This window comes from Streptomyces sp. SID14478 (genome assembly GCF_010548525.1).
Lineage (GTDB): Bacteria > Actinomycetota > Actinomycetes > Streptomycetales > Streptomycetaceae > Streptomyces.
Genome location: NZ_JAAGMG010000100.1, coordinates 74,875 through 88,033 on the forward strand (window position 1 = coordinate 74,875; position 13,159 = coordinate 88,033).

General features: G+C 64.4%; 16 protein-coding genes. 11 read left to right on the forward strand and 5 right to left on the reverse strand.

All coding sequences use genetic code 11. From position 1 onward, the window contains the following. Positions 1-149 precede the first annotated feature (149 nt). The 5 genes from G3I40_RS03395 to G3I40_RS03415 are packed head-to-tail and all read right to left on the reverse strand — an operon-like array spanning position 150 to position 4,650. On the reverse strand, positions 150-353 hold the full coding sequence (locus tag G3I40_RS03395) for a (2Fe-2S)-binding protein (protein WP_164300635.1): 204 nt from the start codon (positions 351-353) through the stop codon (positions 150-152). Beyond that, positions 350-1,684 (reverse strand): aminotransferase class III-fold pyridoxal phosphate-dependent enzyme, encoded by a 1,335-nt coding sequence (locus G3I40_RS03400; RefSeq protein ID WP_164300636.1) that lies wholly within the window; start codon positions 1,682-1,684, stop codon positions 350-352. The genes G3I40_RS03395 and G3I40_RS03400 overlap by 4 nt, the downstream gene beginning before the upstream one ends. Continuing rightward, a complete protein-coding gene (locus G3I40_RS03405) occupies positions 1,681-2,649 on the reverse strand; it encodes a nucleoside-diphosphate kinase (RefSeq protein WP_164300637.1) in 969 nt (322 codons plus the stop codon). Before G3I40_RS03405 ends, G3I40_RS03400 begins: the two co-directional genes overlap by 4 nt. Continuing rightward, a complete protein-coding gene (locus tag G3I40_RS03410) occupies positions 2,624-3,469 on the reverse strand; it encodes a formyltransferase family protein (RefSeq protein WP_203643338.1) in 846 nt (281 codons plus the stop codon). Before G3I40_RS03410 ends, G3I40_RS03405 begins: the two co-directional genes overlap by 26 nt. Further along, positions 3,463-4,650 carry a hypothetical protein gene (locus G3I40_RS03415; protein ID WP_203643341.1) on the reverse strand — a complete coding sequence of 396 codons (1,188 nt, stop codon included), beginning with the start codon at positions 4,648-4,650 and terminating at the stop codon, positions 3,463-3,465. Before G3I40_RS03415 ends, G3I40_RS03410 begins: the two co-directional genes overlap by 7 nt. A 631-nt stretch (positions 4,651-5,281) precedes the next feature. Between G3I40_RS03415 and G3I40_RS03420 the strand changes: the two genes are divergently transcribed. The 11 genes from G3I40_RS03420 to G3I40_RS03470 all read left to right on the forward strand — a co-directional run bounded on the left by G3I40_RS03420 (position 5,282) and on the right by G3I40_RS03470 (position 13,158). Beyond that, positions 5,282-5,947 carry an HAD family hydrolase gene (locus tag G3I40_RS03420; RefSeq protein WP_164300638.1) on the forward strand — a complete coding sequence of 222 codons (666 nt, stop codon included), beginning with the start codon at positions 5,282-5,284 and terminating at the stop codon, positions 5,945-5,947. A gap of 32 nt (positions 5,948-5,979) precedes the next feature. Beyond that, positions 5,980-6,825 carry an HAD-IIB family hydrolase gene (locus G3I40_RS03425; RefSeq protein ID WP_164300639.1) on the forward strand — a complete coding sequence of 282 codons (846 nt, stop codon included), beginning with the start codon at positions 5,980-5,982 and terminating at the stop codon, positions 6,823-6,825. Continuing rightward, the gene (locus G3I40_RS03430) at positions 6,813-7,508 is read left to right on the forward strand and encodes a hypothetical protein (RefSeq protein WP_164300640.1); all 696 of its coding nucleotides are present in this window, start codon (positions 6,813-6,815) and stop codon (positions 7,506-7,508) included. The genes G3I40_RS03425 and G3I40_RS03430 overlap by 13 nt, the downstream gene beginning before the upstream one ends. Then, positions 7,505-7,786, forward strand: a complete 282-nt coding sequence (locus tag G3I40_RS03435) for a hypothetical protein (protein WP_164300641.1) — start codon at positions 7,505-7,507, stop codon at positions 7,784-7,786. Before G3I40_RS03430 ends, G3I40_RS03435 begins: the two co-directional genes overlap by 4 nt. Further along, positions 7,783-8,487 carry a hypothetical protein gene (locus G3I40_RS03440; RefSeq protein WP_164300642.1) on the forward strand — a complete coding sequence of 235 codons (705 nt, stop codon included), beginning with the start codon at positions 7,783-7,785 and terminating at the stop codon, positions 8,485-8,487. The genes G3I40_RS03435 and G3I40_RS03440 overlap by 4 nt, the downstream gene beginning before the upstream one ends. A 65-nt stretch (positions 8,488-8,552) precedes the next feature. Next, positions 8,553-9,329, forward strand: a complete 777-nt coding sequence (locus tag G3I40_RS03445) for a hypothetical protein (protein WP_164300643.1) — start codon at positions 8,553-8,555, stop codon at positions 9,327-9,329. Positions 9,330-9,365: 36 nt separating this feature from the next. Further along, positions 9,366-10,367: a Gfo/Idh/MocA family oxidoreductase gene (locus G3I40_RS03450; protein WP_164300644.1), complete on the forward strand. Its 1,002-nt coding sequence runs from the start codon at positions 9,366-9,368 to the stop codon at positions 10,365-10,367. Positions 10,368-10,369: 2 nt separating this feature from the next. Beyond that, positions 10,370-11,125 (forward strand): 3-oxoacyl-ACP reductase family protein, encoded by a 756-nt coding sequence (locus G3I40_RS03455; RefSeq protein WP_343244813.1) that lies wholly within the window; start codon positions 10,370-10,372, stop codon positions 11,123-11,125. Next, positions 11,122-11,691, forward strand: a complete 570-nt coding sequence (locus G3I40_RS03460; protein ID WP_164300646.1) for a pyridoxamine 5'-phosphate oxidase family protein — start codon at positions 11,122-11,124, stop codon at positions 11,689-11,691. The genes G3I40_RS03455 and G3I40_RS03460 overlap by 4 nt, the downstream gene beginning before the upstream one ends. 162 nt (positions 11,692-11,853) lie before the next feature. Beyond that, complete coding sequence (locus tag G3I40_RS03465; RefSeq protein WP_164300647.1) at positions 11,854-11,994, forward strand: hypothetical protein; 141 nt, start codon at positions 11,854-11,856, stop codon at positions 11,992-11,994. A 60-nt stretch (positions 11,995-12,054) separates the two neighbouring features. Beyond that, on the forward strand, positions 12,055-13,158 hold the full coding sequence (locus G3I40_RS03470; protein WP_164300648.1) for a PqqD family peptide modification chaperone: 1,104 nt from the start codon (positions 12,055-12,057) through the stop codon (positions 13,156-13,158). Position 13,159: the final 1 nt, after the last annotated feature.

The window sequence follows — 13,159 nt, forward strand, 5'->3', positions numbered from 1 at the left end:
GACGTGCCTCGCGCACGCGGGTGATCGGGCTGCAGCGATGCGTGATGGTCACCGTGCCGTCGAGATGCTTCTGGTATCCGAAGGGCCGGTCGGGTGGGAGACGGCGAGGTGTTGTCATAGGTGCGGTGCGGGGCCTCACGGTGGCCAGGTCAGCGGCGCTCATGGTGGTCCTCCCTTGCTTCCAGGAGTTCTTCCAGGTCGATGATGCAGTCTCCGCATCCGGTGTTCGCGCTGGTGGTCTCCCGCAGTGTGGGGATGTCGCAGATTCCTGCCGCTATGGCGGAGAGCACCTCACTTTCCCGGACATCGGCGCACAAACAGATGACGGGGTCCTCACTCGTGTAGCTGGTCACGATGTCACCGTTGCGGCGGCCAGCTGTTGCAGGGCGAGGTCGAGGATGTCGGTCATGACGTCGAGGTCGCTGTCCTCGATGACCAGCGGCGGGTGGATGTTGATGACGTTGGGAGCCATGCCGGTGGAAGCGACGATCAGACCCGCCTGGTGGGAGGCAGTGAGGCACAGGCGCCGCAGGGCGGGTGCGTGGTCGCCGGTGAGAACGAGCCTGGCGGCGCCGCCGAACGCTTGGACGCTGTGCACGAACTGGGGGTGCTGGAGGCGGAGTTGGTCCAGGCGTTTTCTGATCTTTCCTTCGAGGGAGAGGATGTCGCCTTCGGGGTCGGCCCACTGCGCCCAGCGGTCGAGGACGGCCCGGGTCACTCCCAGGGCGTGCGGCATGCCGATGTAGGTGGAGGAATGGCTACCGGGCCGGTATGTCTGTGGTGCTGCCAGCGGTTCACGGGCCCAGATGGCGCTGAGGGCTGCGGCTCCGTTGGTGAGCGCCTTGCTGGCGACGATGATGTCGGGGGTTACTCCGGAGCGCTGGAATCCCCAGCGCGGGCCGGTCCGGTGCATGCCGGTGAAAATTTCGTCGGCGATCACAACGGCGCCATTGGAGCGGGCGTGGTCGACCGCAGCCCGCAGGAGGGCGTGGTCGGGTTCGGCCATGCCGCCGACGTTTTGCACGGACTCGAAGATGAACGCGCTGACCTTGCGGCCGAAGCCGGCACCGCCCACGCCGGACAGCTCGGAGCCCCATCGGGTCGCCGCGCTGATGCAGCCGGTCGCGCAGCTGGTCTGGCTGGCGGCGGCGTGGGGGCACCGGCTGCAGTCGGGGCTCGGCAGGCGTACGACCTCCAGGCCCCATGCGGCCAGAAGTTCGCGGTAGCGAGGGCTGGAGCTGAGCATGCTGGTGACTCCGGACCTGCCGTGGAAGGAGCCTTCGAAGACGACGATGGTCCCTGGGCCGACAGCGCTGAACGCGATGCGTAGCGCTGTCTCCATGCCTTGCGCCCCGCCCAGGTCGAGCTCAATGCGTCCCGGAGCTCCAGTGGCTTCGCTGAAGAGCCGTTCTAGCCGAGCGAGTACGTCGAGCCGCAGGTCCGACTCGCAAAAGGAGGGGAGGGCAGGGAGCTGGTGGCAGTGGTCCAGGGCTTCGTGAAGGATCTGGCGGTCGTAGCCCCAGGCCACCATGCCGTTGGCGGCCTCGGCGTCCAGGTAGCGGCGGCCGTCGGCGGCCTGCAGATAGGAGCCCTCGGCGCTGACGAAGCGTGGCACGTTGTCTGCGCGGTAGATGAGGTTGCCCGCGCCGACGTGGTCGGGGATTCCAGGGTGGGTGTGGGTCATGCGTGTGCTGCTTTCGGTCGCCAGTCCTCAGAGGTGCCTGTGGAGATGAGAGGGGTGACACCGGGTTCGTTGCAGTTGATCCAGCCAGTGAGGACAGTGAGTACGTCCCAGCGCGCCCGTCCCTCGGGCAGGGCGCAGCACGCCAGCAAACCAAGCCATTCGTCGATCTTGTCTGCTGTCCGGTGCCGTACGGCGCACTCGCCCCATGCGTCGTTCCGCGCGGCCAGCCGGGCCAGACTCTTGCCGATGTCGAGATCGTGGGCGGGGATCTCGGTCTCGAGTTCCTGGATGAGTTGGGTGAGGTGCTGCTGGCGGTGCTCGCCTGCGTCCGTCCGCTCGTCGAAGAGGCTCTCGGCACACCAGGACCATCCGGCCTGGTAGGAGAAAAGCTGGAGCTCGCGCACGACGTCTGCTGGGTCGTCTGCGGTGTGCATGAAGTTGAAGAGACCGTTGACGCGCCCGATGCGCGTCCGCAGGTCGGTCTTGCGCGCAGCTGTTGGCTCGGCGGAGCCCTTGGCTGCGGTGAGGCGGGCACTGGCCGGCAGCCAGCGCGGCCGAGCGCGGTCTTCCACCAGAACCAGCAGGCTCCGTCCTGATCCCAGTAGATGGTCTACCACTGCGATCCGCTGCTGGGAGGCTGCGTTGAACTGATAGCGCCACAGTTCGCGGGTCAGCAGGGGAGTGAAGCCGACAGGAGTGGCGGCGACGGGATGCCAGCCCTCGGAGCGCAGGGTGTCCAGGATGAGGCCGCAGCGGCGCCCGGCGACGGCGTCCGGCTTGAGGACGACAAAGGTGTGGTCGTACAAGCGGCCGGCGTGCAGCGGCTTTGTGAGAGAGACCAGCCCCTCACGCATGTAGGTGTCGTGCCGGTAGGCGACACGTTTGGCGGTGTTCGGTGTCAACGGATCGAGGACGTTGGCCCCGATCGCGCTGCGCGGCTCAGCTGCGCTCGCTACCAGCTGCATGATCCAGCTTCTTTCCGCCGAGTGGCATTGCGGTTCCGTCCACGAGGACGATGGGACTTCCGTCGTTGTGTTGGTGCTCGACCAAGGACAGGCGGCCCGCGGCAAAGGCGCGCACCGTCCACTCCAGACAGGGTCTGTCACTCAACTGTTTCTGCCTGAGTTCGTGGCTCCAGGCATCTGGCGGCTGTGGGCCCTCGGCTTCGAAGGGCACGGCAGGCCCCTGGCACAGGACCGCTCCGCCGTCCTGACTCGCGTCGACCAGGAAGCACGAGGTGCGGGTCGAGGCATGGCCCAGTGTGAGGGCGGAGTTGACGGGGTCCTTGCCCACGAGCGCCCGCTGGCCGGCTTGGTCCAAAATGCTGAGGTCGCCTGGATGCTGGTTGATCATCCGTCCCCGGTACCGGGTGAGAAGGTCGCCTTCGATCCAGCGGTGGTAGGCCAACACCACGAGGTCGAGCGGTCCGTTGGCCGACTCCCACTCGATCAGACGAGTGTTCAGATCGTCGTGCCAGGCGCGAGCGCGACGGCGGTAGAGCGAGCGGGTCTGAGCATCACGTGAGTGCGACGCCAGGCCGCAGCGGGTGTCGAAGTCGCCAGGCCATGCCTCGATGCCGTGGGCTCGGGCGACGGCCAGCGCCGGCGACCGGGTGCCGTGAGAGACAACGAGGCTGACAGCAAAGCTGTCTGGATCCTGCTGTTGCAGATCGATCAGGGTCTGTAGATTCGCGCCAGTGGCCGACACGAGCACTCCGATGCGCAGCGGGCCGGAGCGTGAGACCCGGGTGAGAGCACGACCAGCCGACGCGACGTCGCTCAGCACGCGTCAGCCGCCGACTGCAGGGCTCCCCAGCTGGCGTGCGTCGCCTGGAGTACACCCTCAGGAAGCTCATCTTGCTGGGGCGCGGCGAGCCCGAAGGCACGGTGAGCGGTCCCTGCAACCAGGTCCCAGAGGGCGTCGCCGGTGATGCTCTGCTCGGCCGCATTGGTCATCTGCTGGGCCAGGGGCTGAGATCCGGCGGCCACGATGCCACCCTCTTGGTACCAGAGCCCGTTCTCTTGGCCGACCGTGAGATCCTGCCCACCCAGCCGAGCGGAGTCACACCGGTCCGTCATCATCATTGAGTTCTCCAGGCCCATCAGTTGGACCGCGCGGCTGGCGATGGCCAGGTCGACATGCTCACCATCGAAGTTGATGCACGCGGCGATGCGGCCCGAGGCCGCCTCGTGCATGATCGCGGCCGGCACCGGTCCGGCTATCTGGTCCATGGTGTCCAGAGTCCAACCCGGCAGGTCGTAGGACCGCAGCGTCGCCTCCCTTGCCTCGCGGGCGCGCGAAGTACGGAACGCGTGACGGATGTTGAGCGGCATGTCATTGAAGAGATGGTCCGTCACCACCCGCGCGCCCTTGCCGTTCCACTCCGCTGCCCAGGCAAGATCAACGATCTCGGTCACCAACTGCGCGCTGTGGTGCGGATCGCTGCGCGTGAAGTGACCGAGCGCCGGACGCACACCGTGACCGAGGAGCGTGGGCACGATCCACTCGAAACCCGGGTGCCGGTCGTAGACCTGCCCGAAGAAGTCGGAGGCGGGCGTGAACGCGTCGGGGGAGAGGACCATGTAGACGAGGCCCAGATCGCCGAGACGGGCCAGACGCTCCCACTCGCTGCGGGTGGGAGCCCAGACGGTGGATGCAGGGGTGCCGCCGTGGCTGGAGAGCAGTGGCCCCTCAAGGGCGATGCCCACGACATGCGGGATGCGCCCGGCGCGCCGCATCCGGTCGTAACGCTGCATGAAGCGTTCGAAGTCGCCCAGCCTGTCGTGGTGCAGATAGAGCGTCGGAATACTCAGCACGCCTTCCTGCGTGCATACCTGCTCCAGACGTTCCAGATCGAGCTGAGAGAACTCCGAGAAGTCCACCCCGGCGAATCCGTGGCAGTGGACCTCTACGGGGAGCAGCGGCTGCGAGTGAGTCTGCTCAGCTGAGTCGGCCAGGATCTCCATCAATAAAGTCCTCATCCTCTGACCCGACAGCATAGAGGCACTGCCAGGAATTTCTAGTCGGGGACCCTAGCAGAGGAAGCCGATGCAACGGCAAATCGTAAGAGGCGGGCTTAGGCGGAAGTGAAGTGCTAGCGATCGGGCATTCGGGACGGGGCGGCAAGTGGTGTCGAATGCGTATCGCGAGGCGATTTGCGTAACCTCCGTTCGGCGCTTAAGTGAGGCTTGCCTAAGTCGATTCCATGGCGCAAAACGGACGTAACTTGGGCGCAATGTTGGATGTTCTCCAGTTGCGAATTGATACCTCTGGAGGTTCCTCTGAACTTCGCGAGCCGTCCCACGTAAGCGCAGGTGAGAGGGGTTGTAAGCAGCCCTGACCGTAGATCTTCCGGGCTTCAAGGCTCAGTTGCGGGCGAAATCCTCCGAGCGGGGCAGCATGGGCGATATTCTCCCGACGGCTGGTCGTGGAGGGCAAGAACCTGCTGCTCAGATGGGGCGCGATGGGAGAGTGTGACCTATGCCATACAAGGTTGACGCGTTTGCTCGGCGATGCATAACGTCATGGCCGAAAGTTCACCTTGTGTCGACGGTTATTCGGCACCGTGTCTCGCGTGTATCTGTTTCGGAGAGTTCCTTGAAGCCCGATTTGGTAATCTTCGATAACAGTGGCGTGCTCGTCGACAGCGAATCTCTCGGAAACGAACTGCTAGCTGCTATGCTCACCCTCCGAGTGACGCCAACATCTTTCTCTTATGCCGTAGAGAACTATCTTGGAAAGTCGTTCGAGCACGTCAAGGAAATCGTCCGTCAGCGGAGCGGTAAATCCGTTCCAGACGGATTCCTGGAAGAATTTCATGCGCGGCTCTTCAGTGTTTTCGAGCAGCGGCTCAAGGCTGTGCCTCACGTCGAAGGTGTACTGGACGAACTCGACGCGCTGCGCGTTCCCTATTGCGTGGCATCCAACGACACGCGCGACCGGGTTGCTGCCTCCTTGCGGATAGCCGGGCTGCATCGGCGGGTTGCGGGCCGCGTCTTCACCGCCGACATGGTCCGTCGCGGCAAACCGTCTCCGGACGTCTTCCTGCTGGCTGCCAGGCAGAGCGGCGTGCCGCCCGAGCGGTGCCTCGTCATCGAGGACAGCCCCAGCGGGGTCACCGCCGCACGAGCAGCTGGAATGACCGTGTACGCGTTCTCGGAGCTCACACCGCAGTCTCGCCTGCAACATGCCCACCTCACGTTCGACAGCATGGCCGAACTACGGTCGCTGCTCACTTCCGCGCTCTCTGGAGCAACCCGATGACCAGTTGCCAACCCCGCCTCTACGTATGCGATTTGGACGGAACCCTGCTGCGTTCGGACGCCACCTTGAGCAGGTACGCACGCGACGGCCTCAACGCACTCACCGACGCCGGCGTCCCGCTCACGATCGCCAGTGCCCGCAGCGCTGCGGCGATGCGCTCCCTCCTGGACGGTCTGCGGCTCAACCTGCCGGTGATCGAACTCAACGGAGCCTTCATCACTGACCTGGCCACGGGCGAGCATCTTGACCACCGGACGCTCATTCCTGGCGCGGTTCGCACGGCGTTGAACACCCTCAGGGAGCTGGGCATCGAACCCGTGCTCACCAGCTGGGACGGCAGCGAGGACCACGTCGTCCACGGGACCAGTCCCAACCACGGGACCACCTGGTACATCGACGAAAAGCGCGCCTACGGTGACCCGCGCCTGCGCCGGTCCGCTGACATCGAGGCTTCCGCAGCCACGGAGAAGGTGGCAAACATCGTCTCCTTCGTCCCCGAGCCGCAGGCCGCAGCTTTGGTCGAGACGCTGACGGCCCTCCTGGGTGACCTGGCAAAAGTCAGCAGCACGGCCAACCTTTACGTCCCTGGCTGGCACGAAGTGGAGATTGCACACCCCCAGGCCGAGAAGGGCCATGCGATCCAGCGCCTGTGCAGCCTTAGCAAACTGGACGGCGCGCAGCTGACCGTGTGCGGAGACCACCTCAACGACCTTCCCATGTTCGCTCTCGCGCACCGTCGTGTGGCCCCCTCCAACGCGCATCCTGATGTTCGCTCCGCAGCCACCCACATCACCGCCGCCAACGACGAGGACGGCGTCGTCCGATACCTCTTGCAGGACGCGGGGCTGAACAGCTGGGGTGGCATGTGCTCATCGTGATCGAAGGCATTGACGGCAGCGGAAAGAGCACCGCGGCCGCCATGGTGGCGGAACGTCTCAGCACAGGGCGGGCTCCCTCGTCTCCAACCCCGGGCGGCAAAAAGGCAATCGGGCCAACCGACCGGGAGACCGAGGCGCGAGCTGTCCGGCTGCGTGACCTGATCTGGTCATCACCGGAGTCCGCGGGTGACACATTCGGCGCCACCCACTGGATCTTGCTCATCGCCTCCTGGTACGCGGGCCTCACCCGGCTGCGGCCAGATCTGCAGCCTTCGCATCCCGGAGTGTGCGTGATGGACGGATGGTTCTACCGCAACATCGCAAAGACACTGGTGCGAGAACCCCTGGACCCCCAGTGGGTCGAGTCGCTCTTCGCGCCGGCTCCTGAACCGGACCTCGTTGTTCTCCTCGACGTCCCGCCCGACGTCGCCTGGGAGCGCCGGGAGACATTCAAGGACACCGAACTAGGCCGCTGGGACGGCTTCAGCGGGCCGGCCCGCGAAGCCTTCTGTGCCTATCAGTCCGTCATTCGCCAGGAACTGATGCGCATGGCTGACCAACGAAAGTGGCTGGTGCTCTCCCCGGACCGCCACACCACCGCAGAACAGACAGCCGCAGCCGTCGTCGAGCACGTCACGAGGGCCGAGCGCACGGCCGCCGGCGCGCAGGAGGAACGAGCATGAGCCCAAGCCGCGACGTCGTCGGCATCTCAGACCTGGACGTCATGGCGGACGCCCTCGCCAACGTCATCGCCGGAGAGCCCGTGGAGGACGCGCTGCGCGCGTTTCCCGCCGCTGCCTCGCCCCTCGCCGTGTCGATTCTGCTGCGGGCCATGAACCGGGCCGACCCGCAGGCCGCTGATCGGATACGCGTGTTCTGCCAGGTACCCACAGCCCGATTCGGCGCTCACGCCGCCACTTCGAACCCACAGCACCCTGCCGACCAGGAGGAACAACAGTGATCGACTATCTGGACAGTCTCACCATCGACTGGAACGACTTCGAGAAGGCCGGTGAGGTGACCCGCGAGGTAGTCCACCGGCTCTCCGAGGACAAGGAATCGCTGCGCAAGCTCGTCTACGACGTGGAGAACAAGCCAGAGCTTCTGGCCATGTGCGAACGTCATCAGCTGCTCGATTACATCGTCATCTACGACGCGCTGGACCGCGGTATCCGACTGCGCCTGCACCTGTCGACCGACGACCACTACGACCGCCCTCACGACCACAGATTCTCCTTCTCCAGCCGCATCCTGGCCGGCGGGTACACCCACACCTGGTACCACATGGACGGTGACGTCTACGGCGAAGGCCCCGACCCGGAGGCCCGTCAGTACCTCAACCGGTACAACCCGGATCCCCGCGGTCAGGCGCACCTGGACAAGCTGACGCCACACGTCACTCGCTGGGAGGCGCCCGGCAGTTGCTACACCCTCCACCACAGCGCCATTCACACCACGTTCACGACGCCGGACACCGTCTCGCTGTTCTTGCGAGGGCCGGTCGAGAAGGACCGCTCAGTGATCATGGACAAGGAAGAGGGCACCCTGTGGTGGCGCTTCGGCCGCCAGGACGAGCCGGAAGAGCGACGCCAGCAGAAGGCCATGGGCCTCGACGCCTACCGCCAGATCCGCGACCGCCTGGAAGACCTCGGCGTTATCTGAGAGCCAGAAGCAGACCACACCAAACCATCTGAACTGGTGACTTTGATGAGGAGAAGAAACCACCTATGAGCACCGAGACGGCAGACCGCGTCCACGTCAACAACACCCGGGTAGAGCTGTTCGACAACGTCGACCCCATCGACTGGGACGACCTGCCCTCCGCGGCCGCACTCACCCAGCGCCTCATCCGGGAGTTCGCCGAGGACAAGACGCTCTTCAAGCGGCTCCTGCTCGCTGTCGAGCACGACCCCTACCTTTGGGCCAAGTGCGAAGAAGACGTCGTCGAAGACAAGATCGTTCTGTGGGACGACGTCGAGAAGGGCCTGCGCATCCGGCTGAGGATGTCCACCGACTACCAGCAGCAGCTTGCGCACAACCACCGCTTCTCATTCACCAACCTGGTCCTCCGAGGTACCTACCTGCACCGCAACTACGTGGCACGCAACGGTTTCAACGAGGACACCCTCCCTGAGGATGTGCAGCCGGTCATGCTGCACGAAGACCGCGCGGGCGAATGCTTCACAATTCACCACAACGCTCTGCACTCCACACCGTTCACCGAACTGGGCACGATCTCCCTCGTACTGCGTGGAAACCCGGTCAAGGACCGGGCGCCGGTCATGTTCAAGGAGGCGCGCGGGCGAGAGGAGGCGCTCGCCCAGCAGACGGCCGACCGACACGCAGGACTGTCCGAGATCGAGCCCGAGGCCGCCGGAGTGGGCACGATGTTCTGGCGAGTGGGCGAAGACCTCGAGTCCACCGAGCGCCGCGCCGAGCGCCAGATGACCAAGGAGAAGTACCACTTCTGGTGCCGCAGGCTGGAAGAGCTGGGGATCATCTAAATGCCGCTTCACCGTCTCCAGGACGGGGAGCCGACGGTGCGCTACGGCCTCATCGGCCCTGGCGAGCACGCGCAGGAAAACCTGTTGCCCGCTCTGTCAGGCCTACAAGGAGCCCGGCTCGAAGCCGTGGCGGCCCGTCGACTCAGCTCAGCCCGGGCCGCGGCCCGGCGTTGGGGAGTTCCCGCCTTCACCGACAACTGGACCGACCTGGTCGACTCCGACCAGATCGATGCACTCATCGTTGCAGGCTCTCCCCACCTGAACGCCGACGTGACCGCGCGAGCCCTCTCCCGAGGGCTGAGCGTCTTCACAGAGAAGCCGCCCGCCCCGGACGCCCCGGCGCTCGACAAGCTCATAGCCCTCGAGGCGAGTGCACCCGCCGGAACGGTCGCCTTCGTCGGCTTCAACTTCCCCTACGGGCAGCCCTACCGCCAGTTGCGCACGACACTGCGGCCGCATGGCGAACTGCGCAGTCTCGATCTGCGGATGGTTTCCGCCAAGCCCACCACAACCGCCTGGCACTGCTCCACCGTGCTGGAGAGCCTGCTTCAAGGGCTCGGCACACACGCTGTCGATCTGGCCATTCGCGAACTCGGCCCCCCGGACGCCGTGCATGCCCACACTGCCCGGATCGACGACGTCCGCATCGCCGTACGCATCACCATGTCCTACGCGGACGGACGCCTGGCAACGCTGCTCCTGGGCAACTACTCCAACCGCCTGGAGTGCCGCTGGGAATTGGTGACCGACACAGCAGTCGTGGGTGTTCTCGACCAGCTCAGCACGCTGACGCTCAGCCGTCCCGCGGGGACTCCGGGTGCTGGTCTCCTCGACCGCAAGGAGGTCCTCCGGCACGACTGGCCCAGCCGGCGCGGCGGGTACGGACGCACAGGATATTCCAGCGAGCTGGAGTCCTTTCACCACTCCGTCCTCAACGGGGCGCCGAGCACCTCGCCGCTCTCGGCCTGCCGGGATGTCTACCGCGTACTCGACGAGGTGCTGCGGCAGGTCGACAACCCCCTCGGAGAGGCATCGTGAAGGTGGAACCCGCGCCCCGTGCCGCGCCCCCTCTGACCGGCCGGACAGCCCTGGTCACCGGCGGTAGCACCGGAATCGGGTGGGCCGTGACACAGGAACTGTCCCGGCTGGGCGCCCACATCGCGGTCAACCATCCTCCAGCCTCGTCACCTCCTGCACTTGATGCGCTACCCACCCCGTGCATGACCGTGGAGGCGGACATCAGCGACCGCCGACAGGTGGCCGCCATGTTCGAGGCGATACGTCGGGAGCTGCCCCCGCTTGACATCCTGGTGAACAACGCCGGCATTTTCCCCCGTGCCGCAGTACTCGACCTCGATGAAGCAACGTGGGACCGGGTCATGGGAGTCAACCTCAAGGGTTCCTTCTTCTGCGCCCAGGAAGCGGCGGCCGTCATGATTGCCAACGGCGGTGGACGAATCATCAACGTTGCCTCCAGCGCCGCTCTCACCGGATCCCCACGGGGAGCTCACTATGCAGCCAGTAAGGCCGGGCTGATCGGGCTGGGTAAGTCGTTGGCTCGCGCGTTGGCCGAGCACAACATCACCGTCAACACCGTGGCTCCAGGCGTGACCGAGACCAGCCAACCAGGCCTGACAGAACAACAGTTCAGGGAGAAGGGAAGCCGCATCCCCCTGGGGAGGGTCGCGCGTCCCCAGGACGTGGCACGCGCGGTCGCGTTCCTCGCCAGTGAGGACAGCGACTACATCACCGGCCAGACACTCAGTGTCAACGGAGGGTCGGTGATGGTGCCATGAGCGACGAGGGTCTCGCTCCTTCACAAGATGTGGCCGATCTCATCGGGGCCCCGCTCGACCGCGTACGCAGAAAGATATCTCCAGTCCTCCATGAGTGGCTTCAACACTTTATAACGCTGTCCCCATATGTAGTCGTGGCCAGCACCGACGGCAACGGAAACTGCGACGCCTCCCCGCGCGGCGGTGTGCCCGGATTCGTGAAAATAATCGACCGGCAGACACTCTTTCTTCCGGAGGAATCCGGAAATCGTCTCCTCCAGACCTTCCACAACATCCGGGAGAATCCCGGGGTCGGACTGTTGTTTCTTATCCCAGGAATGCGCGAAACGGCACGCGTCAACGGATCCGCCGAGCCTGTTATGCGTGGCACTCCCGACTGGGACTTGCTGCCACTCGACGGTGATGAGCGGGACCGGTACGTCTGGGGAAGTCGGATCGAGATAAATGAAGCCTACTATCATTGCGGGCGCGCCACTAAATTCAGCAACCTTTGGAATCTGGAAGATATAGCAGGAAATCTTGCGCAGCCGCCCCTCTCTAAAAGGCCGAGTCAGGGCACATCCTGATTGATGGACTGCTTGCAGGTTCCGAGTGTGTGATTTTCTCTGATAGGTTTCAGTTCGCTTAGGATCGATTCTGATTCCGGGCGACTGAAGAGGGCCGGACGGACTGTGTCCGGTTCTCCAATTAAACCCCATTTCGGGGAACGCGAAAATAGGAGGTCTGCAATGCAGGACGTTATCGAGATCGACGAAGACATCGTTGAGTTCGACTCCGTTGACGTTGAGAACATCAACAACATCAACAACATCAACAACATCAACAACATCAACAACATCAACAACATCAACAACATCAACAACATCTGATGTGATACCGCCGGCGGGGGCTGCTGGGCCCCCGCCGCCGGTCCTTGGAGGAGCAGATCCGTGGGACAGTCAGTGATCGACGAGAAGCTTGCGGCAGCACGCGAGCTGGCGAAGGAACTCGCCGATGGTGAAGCAGTCAACTCCATCTACATTGCCGGCAGCCTGACCGCGGGATTGGGTAATCCCACCAGTGACGCGGACCTTTTCATCCTGACTGGCGAAATGCAGACACCAGGCGACGATGTCACCCAGTTCAACGTCTCAGGGCATCGCGTCGATGTGGAACGCTACAGCCTCCAGGACGCCCGGGACCTCGTCGCTGCGGTCGTCAGCTTCGAAACGCGCAGGGACAACCTGACATCCGTGCACGGCCTGCTCAAGAAGCTGGACTTCACGGTGCGACTTCTCAACAGTGAGACGGTCGTCGATTCCGCGGAACTCGTGGCACTCAAGCAGCAGATCGTCGATAATCTGCCTACGGTGCAGCGAGCCGCCATCAATTACGCGGCCAGTACCATGAACGGGCATCTGGAAGATTTCCTCGGAGCAGTTGCCGACGAAGACTTCGATACCGCCGCGTTCGTGGGACACCGTCTCGTCGGACAGGCCGGCAAGGCCCTCGCCGCAGCCGCCGGAGACCTCTATGTCAGCGAGAAGTGGGTTTACAAGCAGCTGCTGCGAAATTCCATTGAGGAGTTCCCGCTGGAAGAGTTCACCGCATATCAGCGCGGCTCGTGGATTGAAGGCGGAGCGGCAGCAGCCGACGATCTCCTGTTTTTCGTGCAGACATGCATGGCTGCCAGCCAACTGCTCGGCGCAGCCCGTGTCCCTCTCAATGCGTGGCCTGCGCGGTTCGGAACGCACAAGGAACAGGATGGCGGCCTGTGGCGCCACCCTTCCTTCAATGTCTTCCAGGTGAACGACGGCGTACTGCTGCACTGGGAGCTCCACCGCCAGCTCGTGCTCAGGACACCCGCAGCCTTCGTCTGGGCCCTGTGCGACGGGCGGCACCGAGAAGACATCTTCGAAGCGCTCCAGACACTGTCCGAGCACATCCCAGAACTCAGTGGCCTCACCGCAGAGCGGGTCGACCGCATTGTCGCGGCCCTGACCGACAGGGGCCTGGTGAACACGGCACCCAGTTCCGCCACGGCATGGGTCTGAG

Excerpts from the sequence above, each read along its gene's own strand:
- G3I40_RS03405 (WP_164300637.1), bottom strand. The coding sequence starts at position 2,649 with ATGCAGCTGGTAGCGAGCGCAGCTGAGCCGCGCAGCGCGATCGGGGCC.
- G3I40_RS03465 (WP_164300647.1), top strand. The coding sequence starts at position 11,854 with ATGCAGGACGTTATCGAGATCGACGAAGACATCGTTGAGTTCGACTCC.
- G3I40_RS03415 (WP_203643341.1), bottom strand. The coding sequence starts at position 4,650 with ATGGAGATCCTGGCCGACTCAGCTGAGCAGACTCACTCGCAGCCGCTG.
- G3I40_RS03460 (WP_164300646.1), top strand. The coding sequence starts at position 11,122 with ATGAGCGACGAGGGTCTCGCTCCTTCACAAGATGTGGCCGATCTCATC.
- G3I40_RS03400 (WP_164300636.1), bottom strand. The coding sequence starts at position 1,684 with ATGACCCACACCCACCCTGGAATCCCCGACCACGTCGGCGCGGGCAAC.
- G3I40_RS03435 (WP_164300641.1), top strand. The coding sequence starts at position 7,505 with ATGAGCCCAAGCCGCGACGTCGTCGGCATCTCAGACCTGGACGTCATG.
- G3I40_RS03445 (WP_164300643.1), top strand. The coding sequence starts at position 8,553 with ATGAGCACCGAGACGGCAGACCGCGTCCACGTCAACAACACCCGGGTA.